The following is a 16,291-nucleotide window of genomic DNA, read 5'->3' on the forward strand; positions in this document are numbered from 1 at the left end:
ATACGGGAACAAACTAGGGAATGCCCGGGTTCGCCGCAAAAACTGCTTGACCACGCACCGTCACCAGTACCACCATAGAAACTGCTTTCTATATGTGAACACCACGGAGCGATAGATGGAACAGGCGATGATTGATCGATTGATGATCCGCGAGACGATCGAAAACTGGGCGGTATGGCGAGATGCGGGAGACTGGGAGCGCTTCGCGATGCTCTGGCATCCGGACGGCCGCATGATGGCGACGTGGTTTCAGGGAAGCGGTCGCGAGTTCATCGAAGTGACGAAGGCCGGCTGGGCGAACGGCGTGAGCATCCTGCACTTTCTGGGCGGTGCGTCGATCGAAGTGAACGGCTCGCGTGCCGTCGCGCAGACGAAGATGACCATTTCGCAGCGTGGAGAAGTCGAAGGCACGTTATGCGACGTCGTGTGCACCGGCCGCTTCTACGACTTCCTGGAGAAGGTCGACGACCGACGGCTGCTGCTGCTTCGTCAGCCCATCTACGAAAAGGATCGTCTCGATCCGGTCAGGCCGGACGCCCGGCCCGTTCTCGATGCGGCACTGCTGGCGGAGTTTCCCGCTGGTTATCGGCATCTCGCGTACATGCAGACCCGAATCGGCTACAAGGTCAAGCCCGACATGCCGACGCTGACGGGCCCGGAAGTCGAAGCGCTCTATGCGCGCGGCCGCCAGTATCTGCGAAGCGGAGTGCTGTGATGCAGGACGTCTTACCGATGCGCTTCGATTACCACGCGCTGCCTTCGCGCGTGCTGTTCGGCGCGGGCAGGCGTCGGGAAACGCCCGACGTCGCGCGGCAACTGGGCTGCACGCGTCCGTTGATCGTCTCCACGCCGCAGCAAAAGGATCTGGCTCGCGCCATTGCGTCGTTGTTCCTCGGGTCACCGACGTCTATCTTTGCCGAGGCCGCGATGCACACGCCGTGGGAAGTCACAGCGCGTGCACTCGCGGTCGCGCGAGAAGCCGGTGCCGACTCCCTGATCGCTGTCGGCGGCGGCTCGGCAATCGGCCTCGCCAAAGCAGTTGCACTGCGCACCGGCCTGCCGCAGATCGCGCTGCCCACTACGTATGCCGGCTCCGAAGTCACACCGATCATCGGCGAGACGCAGGACGGCGAGAAACGTACGCGTCGTACGCTCGACGTGATGCCGGAGGCCGTGATCTACGATGTCGAACTCACCCTGACGCTGCCCGCGCGCTTGTCGGCGACGAGCGGTCTGAACGCGATGGCCCACGCGGTGGAAGCGCTCTATTCCGTCGACGCCAATCCGGTCACTTCGATCATCGCTGAACAGGGCATCGCAGCCCTCCGCACCGCGTTGCCCGAGATTCTCGCCCATCCCGCGAGCCGTGATGCGCGCAGCCGCGCACAATACGGCGCATGGTTGTGCGGAACCTGCCTCGGCTCCGTCGGCATGGCGCTGCATCATAAGGTCTGTCATGTGCTCGGCGGCACCTTCGACTTACCGCACGCCGACACGCATGCGATCATGCTCAAGCACGTCGTCGCTTATCAGGCTGGCGCGGCGCCGCATGCAATGCGCCGCATCGCACGCGCACTCGACGCCGATGAGGCGTGGACGGGATTGCACGCACTCGCGGCCAGGCTGCATGTTCCGCAGTCTCTTGCCGAAATCGGCATGCCGCACGAGGGCATCGGGCGCGCGGCGGAACGGGTGCTGCAAGAGACCTATGCCAATCCGCGCACGCCGGATTATGAGTCGATCAGGGCGATGCTCGAAAGAGCGTGGCGCGGCGCAGCACCACAACCCGACTCGCAGTGAGGAACACGATGCGCAACTTCAACGAAGACAACATCACTGCAGCGGTCATCGAGCGTCTTGCGGGAAGCAAGAGCCAACGCGTGCACCAGATCAGCGACGCGCTGGTTCGTCATCTGCATGCGTTCGTGAAGGAAATCGAGCCGACCGAAGACGAATGGGCCGCGGCGATTCGCTTTCTCACCGAGACGGGACAGACGTGCACCGACACCCGCCAGGAGTTCATTCTGCTGTCCGACACGCTTGGCGTATCGATGCTGGTGGACGCGATCAATCATCGCTATCCGGGCGACGCGACGCAAACCACGGTGCTCGGTCCGTTCTACGTCGAAGAAGCGGCTACGCTGCCGCTCGGCGCTTCGATCGCAGATGGCGAGCCGGGCGACCCTCTGCTGGTGGAAGGCACCGTACGCGATGTGAACGGGAAAGCGATTGCGGGCGCGCTGGTCGAGACGTGGCACGCGGACAGTCATGGCTTCTATGATGTGCAGAAGGCGGCGGGCAAGGCGGACCTGCATATGCGCGCTCGCTTCCTGACCGATCCGGCTGGTGCATTCTGGTACCGCTCGGTCGTGCCCGCAGCCTATCCGATTCCGAACGACGGACCGGTCGGCCGCATGCTCGACGCACAGGGGCGGCATCCGTACCGTCCGGCTCACGTGCACTTTCGCGTCAGTGCGCCCGGCTTTCAGACGCTCGTTACGCACGTGTTCGTGGGCGGCGACATTTACCTTGATTCAGACGTCGTGTTCGGCGTGAAGGACGCGCTAATCAAGGCGGTGGTGCCGCTCGCACCGGGCCTGAGTCCGGCCGGACATCGCGTCGATGTTCCGAGTGCATTGCTTGCCTATGAATTCGTGCTGCCGCCGCAGAACTGATTGCTCTGCGCGACGAAACTTTCTTTGAGTTATGGGTGCGTTCCCATGCATGAACTGTCGTTGCATCACCTGACCATCCTCGACGCGCATCCGCTGCAAGTCGTCGATGCGGCCGCCGCCGCAGGATTCGAATACTGCGGATTGCGGCTGGTCGCGCCTACCCATGCGGATACGATCGTGGATGTCGCGAGCAATCCCGCCCTCATCGGCGAGTTGCGCGCGCGGCTCGACGCAACCGGCGTCAGGCTGCTGGATATCGAGGCCATCTGGCTGAGTCCGCAGACGGATGTCGCGTCACTGTTATCTGCACTCGAAGCGGGCAGTATGCTCGGTGCGCGGCACGTGCTCTGCGTCGGCAACGACACGGAGCGCGATCGCCTGCGGGACAGCTTCGGCCGTCTTTGCGAAGCTGCGGACGATTTCGGCCTTACGGTCGGACTCGAAGCGATCACTTACTGTGCGGTCGGTACGCCCGCCGACGCGCTCGAGGTCGTGCGAACCAGCGGACAGCCGAACGCGCGCATACTCATCGACGCACTCCAGTTCTTCCGTTCGGGCGCGACGTGCGAGCAGATCGGCGCGATCGACCCGGCGCTCATCGAATACATTCAGATTTGCGATGCACCGAGCGCCGCGCCGCCGTCTCTCGAAGCACGTCGACAAGAAGCGAGAACGGCCCGGCTGCTGCCCGGCGATGGTGAATTACCGCTGCGCGAACTTCTGTCGACGCTGCGGCCCGATTTGCCACTCGCCGTCGAGGCGCCGACGCTCGCGCTGCGTGGCCTGCCGTTCGACGAACAGGCGAGACGCATCCATGCGCGCATGCGGACGTTCCTCGCTGATCCAGCATCCTGATGCTAGTATGTTTCCATATGTAAACAGGAGCAGGATATGCTGTTGGAAGACGAATCGAACGGAGTGGTGAAGTCGGCGGATCGCGTGCTCGACGTAATCGAGTTGCTCGCGAGATGGGGACGCGAAATGTCTCACACGGAAATCGCGGAAGCGCTGGATATACCGAAGAGCTCGCTGACCAAGCTGCTCAAGAATCTTACGGCTCGTGGCTTTGTCGAATTCGTCCCTGCCACCAAGGGTTATCGCCTCGGCGAAGCCCTCATCCAACTTTCCAGACAGTCCACGCACAGCCGCTCGCTCGTCAGTTGCGCCCAGCCGGTGTTGGCGGAGATCACACAGCAGACGCTGGAGTCGTGCGCGCTCAATCAACTCAAGGGCGATCAGGTCGAAGTCGTTGCGACGGTGACGAGCCCGCAACGGTTGGTATCGCACCTGCGGCTCGGCGATCTTGCGCCGCTTTATGCCGTGTCGGGCGGAAAGGTCATTCTCGCGTTTCTTCCGGATCAGATGCGAAGCGAGTACATCAAGACCGTGAAACTGCAGGCCATCACACCAAAAACGATCACGACCAAGAAGGCACTGCTCGCACAGATCGAAACGATCCGGCAAACCGGAGTCGCCTATTCGATGGACGAATACACGCCGGGCATTGTCGGCGTCGGCGTGCCGGTCTTGTCATCGTCGGGCTTTCCGCTCGGATCGCTGAACGTCGCGATTCCGTCGGTACGCTATTCGGATCGTGTCGGCGCACGGGCTGTCACCGTTCTGCAGGCCGCCGCGGAACGCGTGCGCCGCGATTACATCGCCGCAAACGAACATACGCGGTAAGTCTGCTGACACATTCCCGGCGCCTGCCGCCTTTCTAGCAGCCGCAGATCCATGCGACTCTCTGGACTTTTTACAAAGGATACCGAACTTAATGAACGCGCGAATTTCAGCGCCGAAAGGAACTGTCAAGTTTCCTCGGGTAGGAGTCGGAGCCGGCAGCCTCGCGAACGCCGCGGGCGAACAGGCCTTCTTCGACATGATTCACGCCGCATGGGCGAACGGCGTTCGATACTTCGATACCTCGGCCGCTTATCTCGGCGGTGAGAGCGAGCAACGGCTTGGCGCAGCGCTGGCAGCGTATCCGCGCGACGAGTTGTATGTGTCGACCAAGCTCGGCAGGTACTTGAGCCAGCCTGGCGCAAGCTCTTTGCCAGGCGGTAGCGACTTCTATCTGGACTACAGCTACGACACGACGCTGCGCTCGGTAGAGCGCAGTCTGTCGCGACTCAAGGTCGATCGTCTCGATGCGGTGTTTATCCACGATCTCGATCCTGGCTTTGCCGGGACGGCATATCGCGAGGAACTTAAGACAGCCGTCGAAGGTGCGTTTCCAGCGTTGCAGCGACTCAAGGATGAAAAAGTGGTCGGGGCGATAGGTGTCGCCAGCATGAACTGGCAGGCTTGTTTGGACTTCGCTGAGCTGGCGGACGTCGATGTCGTCATGCCCGCAGGAGAGTACTCGTTGCTTCGGACGCGCAGCACCGCCTTGCTGGAGCATTGCATCGAGAAAGGCATAGTCTGGATTGCAGCGTCGCCATTCAACTCGGGCATTCTCGCGACCGGTTCCCGTCCCGACGCCTTCTACAACATGCGGCCCGCGACACCGCAAGTCCTGTTGCAAACGGCAGGACTCGAACGCATTTGCCGGCGCCATGACGTGTCGCTGGCTACTGCCGCCCTGCTCTTTCCGCTGCGGCATCCGGCAATAGGCACGATCGTTTTCGGTGCGAAGACCGCAGACGAATTCTATGAGTCTGTCGCGCGTCTCTCTGAAAGCCTGTCCGATCAGTTCTGGAAGGAATTGGACGCATTTCTGGTCGAGACGAAGGATTGGGAACAGTTCGATTGAGTGAATATCGGTGCAAGCCATCAACACCCATTGAACATACGGGCAGCGTGCTTCACGCAGCACTGCGCCGGCTTTGCACTGCAAATGGATTTCGATTCGACTACTTATCGCCGCGTCGGTCAACCCGTCCAGCAGACCGGTCGAGCCGCCGCAGGAATGTGGTTTCACCGCCGGCATGCATCAGCCTGCTTTCACCGAATAGCAGCCGCGCCCAAGGCCAAGCCGTTGCTGGGAACTCTTGTTCTGATTTCATCCTGCTTATTCGTATTGGCAGGATGAGATCGGATCGTGCGAACGACGACGGCCGTGACGCGCCGCGCCATGCCCTCGCTCAACGCGCCGCGCCGAGTCGATAACCCGCCAGCGCCGGGTCGCCGATCTGCGCAGGCAACTGCTCCTCCCATTGCAAATACTGTGTGATCGCCGCGACGTTACCGTCGTGACGATCGTGCGCCCAGAACAAATAGTCGATGCGCGCATCGTCGGCGGGATACTGCGGCGTCGAATCCACCGGCAACTCAGCCGCACGCCACGCCGCGACGCCCCCGCGCACGCATTCGACGCGCGTATCCGGCAGACGCTCGCGCAAATCCGCCGCGACGAGCGCCGCGACCGTGTCGTCATCGCCGAATACGACGGCGGATTGTCGCTCACGCAACCTGTCGATGACCGCATCGAGGCGCGCACGGTTGATCCACTCCGTGCCCACCGGATGCGCCTTCCGGTACCCGGCGCTCGATCCGGCAACAAGGCCTGCCGTACCATCGCGCAGCCGTTGCGCGGCCGCATGAGGATCGATCCAGTCTTGCACGCGCTGCGTTGGCTCGAAGGCGGAAGGGCGCCCTTCGCGCACGAGCGTGACGCCGGCGAAGGGATCGCGCAGCACGTACACGTCGATGCCCAGTTGCGCGAGCCAATGCGCCGTGCCGATGGCGCGCGACCGATGCTCGTCGACGAGTACCGCGCGTGCGCGGCGCGTGCCGATCCACCGGTCGGTAGTCTGCACGAGCTGTCCTCCCGGCGCATGGACCGATCCGGCGAGATGGCCCGCGTCGAATTCACGGGCTGTGCGTACATCGAAAAGATAGGTCGTGCGCGCCGCATCGGCTTGCCACTCGCGAAGTTGCGCATGGTCGATCCAACGCACGTCGAAACGCGCGGCGAGAAGATCGGCGCGGGCCTGCGCGGCTTCGCCCGGCGCGGCGTTCGCATGCGCGGCGGGGACGGCGCCCGAGGCAAGCTCGAAGCCGGCGCGCCGCCACGCCTGCGTTCCGCCACGCAGCGCGAACACCGGATTGCGCACGCCCGCATTGATCAGCGCCTGAGCGCCGATGATGCCGCGCGTGCGTCCCGCGCACGACACGACGATGGTGCGCGCAGGGTCGTCGAGATACGCATCGACAAGATGCAGCAATTCGGCACCCGGCGCACTGACCGCACCGGGCACATGGAAGCGCTCGAACTCCTCGGCGGTGCGGCAATCGAGCACGACGAGACCCGGCTCCTCCGCGCGCCGCGCGTTCAGCTCGTGCGGGTCGAGTTGCGGCGTGTAACACGCGAGCTCGACGAATTCGGCGAAAGCCTTGCTCGGCACGTTGACACCTTCGAAGAGCGTCTGCCCCGCTTCTCTCCACGCGATGACGCCGCCTTCGAGCACCGCGACGTCGCTGTAACCCAGCGCGGCAAGGCGGCGTGCTGCGCGCGCCGCTACGCGATGCTCGCCGTCGTCGACCAGCACGATGCGCGTCGCAAGCCTCGGCACCGGCGTCGCGATGTCGCGTTCCAGCGTGCTATACGGCACGTTGATCGCGTGCAGCGGATGCCCCCAGCCGAACTCCCCCTCCTCGCGAACATCGACGAGCGCGATTTCCCGTTCGTCGCTGAGCCAGTCGAGAAGCACGCCGGACTGAATGTTTTTGATGTCGTGGGTCGAAGCGGTCATGAAATGTCTTGGGAAAGAGGTTGATCGTGTTCCTGCGGGTTGCGCAGATGGGCGGCGTAGAGCGTCGCGTCGAAATCGGCGGGAACATCGGCGTCGAGGCGCGCGGCGTGCGTGTCGAGATCGGCGTGAAAGAGGTCGCGGCTGATGCGCCGCACGACTGCGGGAATGTCGCGCCTCATGCTCGGCACATCGCCAACCGGTACGCCCGCGCTCACGAAACCTGCGGGGTTATAGACGTGGATGTCGCGCAGCCACGGCGCGGCCCCCGGCGTCTTCTCGAGGTACTCGAGCGCTTCGCCGAGATAGGGATGCGCACCGAGGCCCGCATCCGACTCGGAGGGAGGCGGTGTGTACTGATCGCGCCACAGGCGCACGTGCGGCGCGAGCTCCGCAAGCTCGGGCCGCGAGAACAGATCGATGACATATCCGGTGCCGGCGATCGCGAAATCGAACGAGAAGTCCTCGTCGCCCACGCGCAGCCCGAGTCGGTTGCCGATAACCGTCGCCGCACCGACAATCGCGCCCAAATGAAGATGGAAGTTCGCAAAGCGCGTCACGCGCTCGATCGAATCGCGCGGCGCGGTGGACCCTTCGCGGCGAAAGCGCCGCGCCTGGGACCAGCGCAGCGCATCGGGCAGGCTCAGATAATTGTCGTAGGCACCCGGATAGCCACGCGTGCGCGAGACCGGCTTCGCGGCGAGCACATCGCGGCGCGCAAACAGATGCACATCGGCTGCGCCCGCCTCGAGCGCGGTGGCGGCGGCATCGAAGGCGGACGCCGCCGCGCCGATCACCGCGACCGACTTGCCGCGCAACGCGCCGAAGTCGATCGCTTGTGACGTATGCGCGAAGCGCGCGGCCGGCAGATGCGCGAAGACCTCCGGCACGAAAGCGTGTCCGTTGCCCGCAACGCCGTTGCACAGCACGATCTTGCGCGCGGTTTCGACGCGCGCTTCGCCGCCGGATTCGAGATGCAGCCGGAAATGGTCGCCCGCCGGCTCGATCCGCACGAGACGCACGCCATAGCGCACCGGTATGTCGAGAAACGCCCGATACCACGCGAGATACGCCGCCCATTCCTTGCGCGGCGCGCGTTCGATGGAGTTGTACGCATCGCGGCCGTAGCGCGCTTCGTACCACGCGCGAAAGCCCAGCCCCGAGACGTCCAGTTCCGGTCCGACGAGCGTTTTTGGCGTGCGCAACCACTTCATCCGCGCGCGATTGAGCCAGACCCCTGCCCCGGCCGCGTCCGCCGCGGCGTCGATGACGCTCACGCGCCCGATGCCTGCGCGTCGGAGCGCGAAGGCGAACGCGCAGCCGGTCTGTCCGCCGCCGACGATCAGCACATTGTGATCGATGCCCGCGCGCGCCGGCACCCAGTCATCCGGTGCGGGCCCGAGCAGATCGAGCGCGCGGCGCGCTTCGCCGTCCACATCGAAGAATTCGTCCATGTCTCAGTCCTTGCTCGTCGCGTCCTGCGCGACGGCGCCTTGCTGTCCCGGAAACTGCCGATGCCACGCGAGCAGTTGCGGCGACGGCGGCATATGCCACTTGTTGCCTTCATCGATCAGAAAGCCCGTCCGATGCCAGTCCTTCACAATCACGTCGAAGGCCGCGACCGTATCGCTCTGCCCCTTGCGCACCCACACGACCGACGGCGAAGGAATCAGCTGCGTCCTGATCGGCGATTCATAGTCTTTCCATTCGTTCGATTGGCTCAGCAACCGCGCCTGGATGCCCGGCGCGACGTGCACCGACGCCACGCACGCGCCGCCACGCAGCGCGAGCAGCGCCTCAGGCATGCCCTTGAACGCCTTGATCTGCGCGCCGTATTGCTCGATCAGCGGCTTCGTGTAGTTGCTGCCTTGCGAGACGCACACCGGCTTGCCGCGCAGATCCGCCCAGTCGTGAATGCCCGCCCCCTTGCGCACCATCGCCGAGCCGCCGATCTCCTCGAATGGTGTCGGCACGTAGCTCAGGATTTCGTCGCGCTCCTTCGTGTACTGCATGCTGGCTATGAGTGCATCGACCTTGCCTTGCTGGAGAAACTGCACGCGGTTCGGCGGCGTCACTTCGACGGCCTCGAACTTCACGCCGAGATGCTGCGCGAGGCTCTGGCCGAGCTCGACGTTGTAGCCGACCGGCTGACGCGTCGCGGGATCGAGCGAGCCGTAAGTGCCGTCGAGCATCACGCCGACGACGAGCACGCCGCGCGACTTGATGCGATCGAGCGTGGCGTCCGCGTGCGCGAGCTGCGATACGGCGGCGAGCCCAACGATAGAAAGCGCGGCAACACGCGCGCAAGTGCTTGAGCGATGCATCATTCCAATCATCATCCAGTCGAGGGAGCGGGCGGCCGTTCGCCGCGAGCGGCACGCCCTGTTGAGCACAGGATTCAGCCCGCGATGCGGCGGAAAGCCTGAGCGAGATCGTCGATGAGGTCGCGCGGGTCTTCGAGTCCGACGTGCAGCCGCACGACCGGCGCGCCGCCGCGCCAGCAGCTATGCGTGGCGAGCCGCGAGGCAGGCGCGATGAGCGCGAGGCTTTCGTAGCCGCCCCACGACGCGCCGATGCCGAACAGCCGCAGCGCATCGACGAACGCGACGGCATCGGCGTGAGACGCATTGCGCAAGGCGAACGACACGAGCCCGTTCGCGCCATGAAAGTCGCGTTGCCAGAGCGCGTGTCCCGGGTCGCCCGGCAGCGCCGGATAGAACACGCGCGCGACGAAATCCGTGGCATCGGCGAGAAAGCGCGCGACATCGAGGGCATGCTGCTGATGCTGCGCGAGCCGCACGGCCAGCGTGCGCACGCCGCGTAACGCGAGCCACGCATCGTCCGCGCCGACGGACAGGCCGAGCGCTTCGTGCGTGTCGCGAAGACGCCGGGCCACATCCCGGTCCCTGACCGCCACCGCGCCCTGCATCAGATCCGAATGACCGCCGACATACTTCGTGACCGCCTGGATCGAAATGTCCGCGCCGAGTTCGAGCGGCCGATACAGCACGCCCGCGCCCCAAGTGTTGTCGGCCGCGAGCAGCGCGCCGTGTTGCCGCGCGAAGGCCGCAAGCGCCGGTGCATCGATCACTTCGTACAGGAACGACGACGGCGATTCGGCGTAGACAAGCCGCGTGTTCGCGCGCACTTCGCGCATCGGCAAGCCGTCGCCTGCGCTGAAATAGGTGAAGGACACGCCGAGCCGTTTCAGCAACGGTTCGATGCGCTCGCGCACCGGGCCGTAGACGCTGTCCTGAACGAGTACGTGATCGCCCGGCGACAGAAGCGCGATGAAGGTCAACGTTATGGCGGCGAGCCCGGACGGCGCCAGCAGCACGTGCTCCGCGCCTTCTAGCTCGCCGAGCGCCGCTTCCAATGCGCGATGCGTCGCGGTGCCGTGACGCCCGTAAGTCGCGACCGGCTCGCCGGCATCGCGCCGCCGGTGCAAATCGGCGCGCGCGGCATCGTCGCGGAACCGCACCGTACTCGTGCGCACGAGCGGCGCGTTGACGGGCGCGGCGCCGTCATCGAAACCGGGCGCGCCCGCGTGGAGCACGCGGGTATGGAGATGATCGCGGTGCTCCTGCATCAGCCCACCGCCTGCGTCGCGCGCTGCATATGCGCGGCGTTGTAGCGCACGACGCGTCCCGTGTCCGGCTCGAAACCGAGCCGCCCCGTCAGAGTCTCGAGCGGCCGCCCGTAAAGATGAAAATGCAGCGTGGGCGTCGCCCCGTGTACGTGGATGCTATGTATGTCGTCAGGCAGGAACGAGATCGGCGTGCCGGGCCGCACGACGACTTCACGATCCACTTCGAGTTCGGCGCGATCCGGATTGGCGCCATCGTCGATCCGGCGATACACGCGGTTGAGCTCATCGCCCGAAACGGCCACGATCACCGCCCAGGTGTCGTGGTTATGCGGGATCGTCGTCTTGCCCGGCAACAGCGAGTTGAGATAGAGCGCGAAGCCGTCCTCGCCCGGATTGAGTCGATAGCGCACCGACGTGTCGCCGCTCTGTGCCTGCGGCGGCGGAAAATCTGCCGCATCGAACAGGTTGGTTCTTGCGGCCAGCGCGGCGAGTCGTTCGCTCAGTCGCGACAGCGCGGCGCGGTTCAGCCCGTCTTCTTCGACGATGCGGCGCGCGTCCGCGAGCAGTGCCTGTACGGCCTCGTTGCGTCGTTGTTCTTTGGGCATCGTAGTCATGTCGTGTTGGATGAAGTTAAACGGCGCGCAGCGGCGGATGGCTTCTGTCCTCGCCGCGCGCGCGTTGCAGGAAGAGCCGCGTGCGTTCGTGGCGCGGATGGTTGAAGAGCTGCACGGCCGGGCCATGCTCGACGATGACACCGCGCTCGGTGAAGAACACTTCGTCGCTGATCTCGGCGGCAAAGCGCATTTCGTGTGTGACGAGCACGCACGTTTGCCCTTCGCCCGCCAGCTCGCCGATCACGTTCAGCACTTCGCCGACAGTTTCGGGATCGAGCGCCGACGTCACTTCGTCAAAGAGAATCAGGTCGGGACGCATCGCGAGCGTGCGCGCGATCGCCACGCGCTGCTGCTGTCCGCCCGACAGCGCACCGGGATACGCGTGCGCCTTGTCCGAAAGGCGCACCTTGGCGAGCAGCGCGTGCGCGTCGCTTTCCGCCTCTGCGCGGCTTTTGCCGAGCACGCGGCGCGGCGCGATCGTCAGGTTGTCGAGCACGCTTAAATGCGGAAACAGGTTGTATTGCTGGAACACGAAGCCCACGCGCTTGCGCAATGCGATACGCTCGGCGTCGCTCTGCTGCGCGCGCACGTCGATGCCGCCGACATGAATGGAGCCGCGCTGCGGACTCACCAGCCCGTTGATGCAGCGCAGGATCGTCGATTTGCCCGAGCCCGACGGTCCGATGATCGACACCGCCTGCCCGCGCTTCACAGTCAGGTCGATGCCGTTCAGCACCGGCACGCCGTCGTAGGCCAGATGCAAGTCGCGGATCGAAAGCAGCGCGTCTTGCGCGTGCGGTTCGCTCGCGGGCGGTTCGTCGAAGGTAGGAGCGAGTGCGATGCGGTTCATGCGGCCTCCTTTTGCGGGCCGACATCCGATGGCACACGGCGCAGCCCCGCGACGGCGACCGCGAGCCGTGCCGCGCCCTCGGCGAGCGTTGCGCTATTGGCGACCATCGACAGGCGAATGTGATCCGGCATGCCGAAGGACGTACCGTCCACGACGGCGAGGCCGTGCGCATACAAGAGATGAGCGACGAGATCGACGTCGCTCGCGATGGTCTCGCCCTCGGGCGTCATCGCGCCGATCAGCGCGCTCACATCGACGAACGCGAAAAACGCGCCTTGCGGCGGCACGCAGCGCACACCCTCGATCATCGCGAAGGCATCGAGCAGCAGATCGCGCCGCTCCCGATACGCCGCCACCGAGGAAGCGACGAACCCCTGGTCGCCGCGCAGCGCCGCAGCGAGCGCGGCCTGACCGATCGACGAAGGCGAAGAGGTCGATTGCGACTGCACGACGGTCATCGCGCGAATCAGTTCGACAGGGCCCGCGCCGTATCCGACGCGCCAGCCGGTCATCGCATACGGCTTCGACGCGCCATTGACGATCAGCGTGCGGTCCGCGAGATCCGGTGCGATGCGCAGGAAATGATCGCGCGCGCCGTCGTCGAAGCGGATGTGCTCGTAGATCTCGTCGAGCAGCACCCAAACGTGCGGATGCCTGCGCAGTACATCGGCGAGAGCGGCGAGTTCGTCGATGCCGTACACCGCGCCGCTCGGGTTCGACGGCGTATTAAGAATGAGCCAGCGCGTGCGCGGCGTGATGGCCGCTTCGAGGCGCGCGGGCGTGAGCTTGTAGCCTTCTTCGGCTCCCGACGCGACGATCAAGGGCGTGCCGTCGTTGATGGACACCATGGCCGGGAACGACTGCCAGAAAGGCGCGGGCACGATCACTTCGTCGCCTTCGCGCAGTGTCGCGGCGAACGCGTTGTAGATGACGTGCTTGCCGCCGCTACTGACGATGATCCGCTCGGCCGGATAGTCGAGCCCGTTCTCCCGCGCGAGCTTGTCCCTGATCGCGGCGCGCAGGTCCGCGGTGCCGGCAGGCGGCGTGTACTTCGTGTCGCCTGCGGCGAGCGCGTCGATCGCCGCCTGTTTGATCGACGCCGGCGTGTCGAAGTCCGGTTCGCCGGCGGTCAGTTCGACGATCGAACGTCCGCTGGCCGCGAGCGCCTGCGCGCGCGCCTTGGCCGCGGCATTAGGCGCGAGTCCGATGCGCTCGGCGCGGCGAGAAAGAATCAGCTGAGTCATCGGCGAGTCCTGTGCAAGTCAGCCTGCGATTCTATGGACCGCTGCCGCACGCGCTAACCATCGATTGCGACAATGCAATCCGCCTGTCTGACGATGGTCATCTGACGCCGCGCGCCATTTACTTATCAGATTCCCTTCGTTTTCGACGAGCGACGCTGCCGCTATCGTGGTGCGCTGCCCTCGCCCGCCATGGCGTGGCGAGGCCACGAATCCTTCATTCGCCGCGCATGATCACAACGACCTTGACTAGCCGCCTCGGCGGATTCGCGTTGCTCGCTTCACTCTCTTTTTCCGCGCACGCCGACGCCACGCTCGACCGCATCGCCTCTCGGCACGAGATCGATGTCGGCGTGATGATCGCGGGCAGTCCGTTCGGCTCGCTCGATCCGCAGACGCAGCAGCCGCGCGGCGTCAATGTGGATCTCGCCAACGATATCGGCAAGAAACTCGGCGTGAAGGTCAACCTCGTCTCCGTGCAGCCGTCCACGCGCGTGCAGTTCCTGCAGCAAGGCAAGGTCGACATCCTGATCGCCAACATGGAGTACACGCCGCAACGCGCCGAGATGCTCGACTACGTGCCGACGCCGTATTACCGTGTCGGCGGCACGGCGATCACTGCGAACACTAGCGGCATCACGCGCTGGGAAGACTTGCGCGGCAAGCCGGTCTGCATTTCGCAAGGCAGCAGCTATATCCGTCCGATCGTCGAGCGCTATGGCGCGGTGCCGCGCGCGTTTCCGGGCGCGTCGCAGTCGTTGCTCGCGCTGCGCGGCGGCAGTTGCGTCGCGGCGGTGCACGACGCCGCGCCGTTGCTCTATCCACTGCAGCAGCACGATCCCGAATGGCGCGACTACCGGACGTTGCAGCCGGAACTGATCCCGGCGTCGTCGGTGATCTGGGTGCGTCAAGGCGAAAAGGACACGGCGGCGAAGCTGAACGGAATCGTCGAGGACTGGCATCGCAGCGGCTTTCTGATCGCGTCCGAGGCGAAGGCCGGACTGCCGCCGTCGCCAGCGCTCGTCGAATGGCATGCGAATCTGCCGAAAGGACCGTGAGATGAGCGCCACTATCCACTCCGTTCTCGCGTCGGCCGCGCGCGCCGGATTCGACTTCCGCTTCGTGCTCGACGCCTACGAGCGCGATCCGTTCCTGCACGGGATCGTCGTGAGCATCCAGATCATCGTCGCGACGATGATCGGCAGCGCCATCGCCGGGCTTGCGCTACTCGTCGCGGTGCGCGGCAGGCGTGCGTGGCTCGAGAGCGCGGCGCGCGCGTTCATCGAACTGACGCGCAGCACGCCGACGCTCGTGCAGTTGTACTGCGCGTTTCTCGTCGTGAACATGCTCATCACGCAATGGCTCCAGATGCATCACGTGGACAATCCATTCAAGCCGTTCTTCTGGATCGTGCTCGTGCTTTCGCTGCACAAGGGCGCCTTTCACGCGGAGGCCTTGCGCGCGGGGTTCGACGCGCTGCCGGCACAGACCATCGAAGGCGCGGCGTCGCTCGGGCTCGACCGGACGAGCCGCTTCTGGCGCATCGAACTGCCGCTCGCGCTGCGCACCGCGTTGCCGACGCTCGTCAATAACGCGGTCGAGCTGGTGAAAGCGTCGGCGCTGGCATCGGCTATCGCGGTCGGCGACATCACGTATCAGTCGATCATGATCTGGACGCAACGGGACAACGTGCTCGCGCTCATGGTGCTGATCCTTCTGTTCTACGGCGTTCTGACGTGGCTCGTCAGCCACGCGGGACGCTGGCTCGAACGTCGTCTCTGGATACCCGGCTATGGCGCATGACACGCTCGCATCTTCCCCCGCGATTGCTCGGACGCGAGCCCGGACGCGGCCGCTTTCGGGATTTGCGTCCGGCACGGCCGCGATCCTCGGCGTGCTCGCATTCGGCGCGCTGCTCTGGGCGATCGCGCCCGAGTCCGGCTCGCGCATCGACACGCTCAGGCAGCTCGTCGAATGGACGCCCGCGCTCGCGCACGGTTTCTCGCTGAACGTCGTCATCAGTCTCGGCGCGGTGGCCATCGGCACGGTCGCCGGCGTGGTGGCCGGCGCGATCGCGTTGTCGCGCTCGTTCGCGGGACGCATCGCGCGCTGGCTGATCCAGGGATTTCGCAACGCGCCCTGGCTCGTGCTGATCTACTTCACGACCTATGTGTTCCCCTTCGAGTTCACCGTGCTGGGCAAGACGCTGCCCTTCCCCGACTGGCTCAAGGTGATGCTCGCGCTGGCGCTGCCCGCGAGCGCGAACATCGCGGAAATTTTTCGCGGCGCGATCGCCTCGACGCCGACGACGCAATGGGAAGCCGCGCAGTCGCTCGCCTTCTCGCGCCGTCAGGTGCTCGTGCATATCGTGCTGCCGCAATGCGCGCGCCGCATGTTGCCGCCGTGGACGAACGTGTATGCAATCATTACGATGGGCACCGCGCTGTCGTCGCTCGTCGGCATTCACGATCTGATCGACACGGCGCAGATCGCGAGCAGCACCGTCGCGCGTTCGAGCTTCACCGTGCTCACGTATGTCGCCACGCTCGTCGTTTTTTTCGCGTATTGCTATCCGATCGCGCGCTTCACGCGCTGGCTCGAGGGCCGCGTGAACGCCCAGTAATGTCATCC

The 16,291-nt window shown here is 65.0% G+C and carries 16 protein-coding genes; 9 read left to right on the forward strand and 7 right to left on the reverse strand.

The genetic code is table 11. From position 1 onward, the window contains the following. Positions 1-127: 127 nt before the first annotated feature. The 6 genes from NCR37_RS17900 (at position 128) to NCR37_RS17925 (ending at position 5,427) form a co-directional block, all read left to right on the forward strand. On the forward strand, positions 128-715 hold the full coding sequence (locus NCR37_RS17900) for a nuclear transport factor 2 family protein (protein ID WP_250474178.1): 588 nt from the start codon (positions 128-130) through the stop codon (positions 713-715). Then, complete coding sequence (locus NCR37_RS17905; protein WP_250474179.1) at positions 715-1,800, forward strand: maleylacetate reductase; 1,086 nt, start codon at positions 715-717, stop codon at positions 1,798-1,800. Before NCR37_RS17900 ends, NCR37_RS17905 begins: the two co-directional genes overlap by 1 nt. An 8-nt stretch (positions 1,801-1,808) precedes the next feature. Then, the gene (locus NCR37_RS17910) at positions 1,809-2,675 is read left to right on the forward strand and encodes a dioxygenase family protein (RefSeq protein ID WP_250474180.1); all 867 of its coding nucleotides are present in this window, start codon (positions 1,809-1,811) and stop codon (positions 2,673-2,675) included. Positions 2,676-2,720: 45 nt separating this feature from the next. Further along, positions 2,721-3,530 (forward strand): sugar phosphate isomerase/epimerase family protein, encoded by an 810-nt coding sequence (locus tag NCR37_RS17915; RefSeq protein WP_250474181.1) that lies wholly within the window; start codon positions 2,721-2,723, stop codon positions 3,528-3,530. Positions 3,531-3,566: 36 nt separating this feature from the next. Continuing rightward, complete coding sequence (locus tag NCR37_RS17920) at positions 3,567-4,358, forward strand: IclR family transcriptional regulator (RefSeq protein WP_250474182.1); 792 nt, start codon at positions 3,567-3,569, stop codon at positions 4,356-4,358. 91 nt (positions 4,359-4,449) lie between these two features. Next, complete coding sequence (locus tag NCR37_RS17925; protein ID WP_250474183.1) at positions 4,450-5,427, forward strand: aldo/keto reductase; 978 nt, start codon at positions 4,450-4,452, stop codon at positions 5,425-5,427. Positions 5,428-5,758: 331 nt separating this feature from the next. Here NCR37_RS17925 and NCR37_RS17930 read toward each other — a convergent pair whose 3' ends face one another. The 7 genes from NCR37_RS17930 to NCR37_RS17960 all read right to left on the reverse strand — a co-directional run bounded on the left by NCR37_RS17930 (position 5,759) and on the right by NCR37_RS17960 (position 13,663). After that, positions 5,759-7,369: a rhodanese-like domain-containing protein gene (locus NCR37_RS17930; RefSeq protein ID WP_250474184.1), complete on the reverse strand. Its 1,611-nt coding sequence runs from the start codon at positions 7,367-7,369 to the stop codon at positions 5,759-5,761. After that, positions 7,366-8,820, reverse strand: coding sequence for a flavin-containing monooxygenase (locus NCR37_RS17935; protein ID WP_250474185.1), 1,455 nt, complete (start codon positions 8,818-8,820; stop codon positions 7,366-7,368). Before NCR37_RS17935 ends, NCR37_RS17930 begins: the two co-directional genes overlap by 4 nt. Before the next feature lie 3 nt (positions 8,821-8,823). After that, positions 8,824-9,693, reverse strand: coding sequence for a transporter substrate-binding domain-containing protein (locus NCR37_RS17940; protein WP_502800545.1), 870 nt, complete (start codon positions 9,691-9,693; stop codon positions 8,824-8,826). A gap of 71 nt (positions 9,694-9,764) precedes the next feature. Further along, positions 9,765-10,955: a cystathionine beta-lyase gene (metC, locus tag NCR37_RS17945; protein WP_250474186.1), complete on the reverse strand. Its 1,191-nt coding sequence runs from the start codon at positions 10,953-10,955 to the stop codon at positions 9,765-9,767. Beyond that, a complete protein-coding gene (locus NCR37_RS17950; protein WP_502800546.1) occupies positions 10,955-11,569 on the reverse strand; it encodes a cysteine dioxygenase family protein in 615 nt (204 codons plus the stop codon). The genes metC and NCR37_RS17950 overlap by 1 nt, the downstream gene beginning before the upstream one ends. A gap of 16 nt (positions 11,570-11,585) precedes the next feature. Beyond that, a complete protein-coding gene (locus tag NCR37_RS17955; RefSeq protein ID WP_250474188.1) occupies positions 11,586-12,419 on the reverse strand; it encodes an amino acid ABC transporter ATP-binding protein in 834 nt (277 codons plus the stop codon). After that, the gene (locus NCR37_RS17960) at positions 12,416-13,663 is read right to left on the reverse strand and encodes an aminotransferase class I/II-fold pyridoxal phosphate-dependent enzyme (protein WP_250474189.1); all 1,248 of its coding nucleotides are present in this window, start codon (positions 13,661-13,663) and stop codon (positions 12,416-12,418) included. The genes NCR37_RS17955 and NCR37_RS17960 overlap by 4 nt, the downstream gene beginning before the upstream one ends. Before the next feature lie 227 nt (positions 13,664-13,890). Between NCR37_RS17960 and NCR37_RS17965 the strand changes: the two genes are divergently transcribed. Genes NCR37_RS17965 through NCR37_RS17975 form a run of 3 tightly spaced genes read left to right on the forward strand, consistent with a single transcriptional unit; the run spans position 13,891 to position 16,283 of the window. After that, entirely contained in the window at positions 13,891-14,718 is an 828-nt protein-coding gene (locus tag NCR37_RS17965) for a transporter substrate-binding domain-containing protein (protein ID WP_502800547.1), read from the forward strand. A gap of 1 nt (position 14,719) precedes the next feature. Then, positions 14,720-15,463, forward strand: coding sequence for an amino acid ABC transporter permease (locus tag NCR37_RS17970; protein ID WP_250474191.1), 744 nt, complete (start codon positions 14,720-14,722; stop codon positions 15,461-15,463). Further along, entirely contained in the window at positions 15,453-16,283 is an 831-nt protein-coding gene (locus tag NCR37_RS17975) for an amino acid ABC transporter permease (RefSeq protein WP_250474192.1), read from the forward strand. Before NCR37_RS17970 ends, NCR37_RS17975 begins: the two co-directional genes overlap by 11 nt. The last annotated feature ends 8 nt before the right edge of the window (positions 16,284-16,291 follow it).

Source organism: Caballeronia sp. GAFFF1 (genome assembly GCF_023630705.1).
GTDB lineage: Bacteria > Pseudomonadota > Gammaproteobacteria > Burkholderiales > Burkholderiaceae > Caballeronia.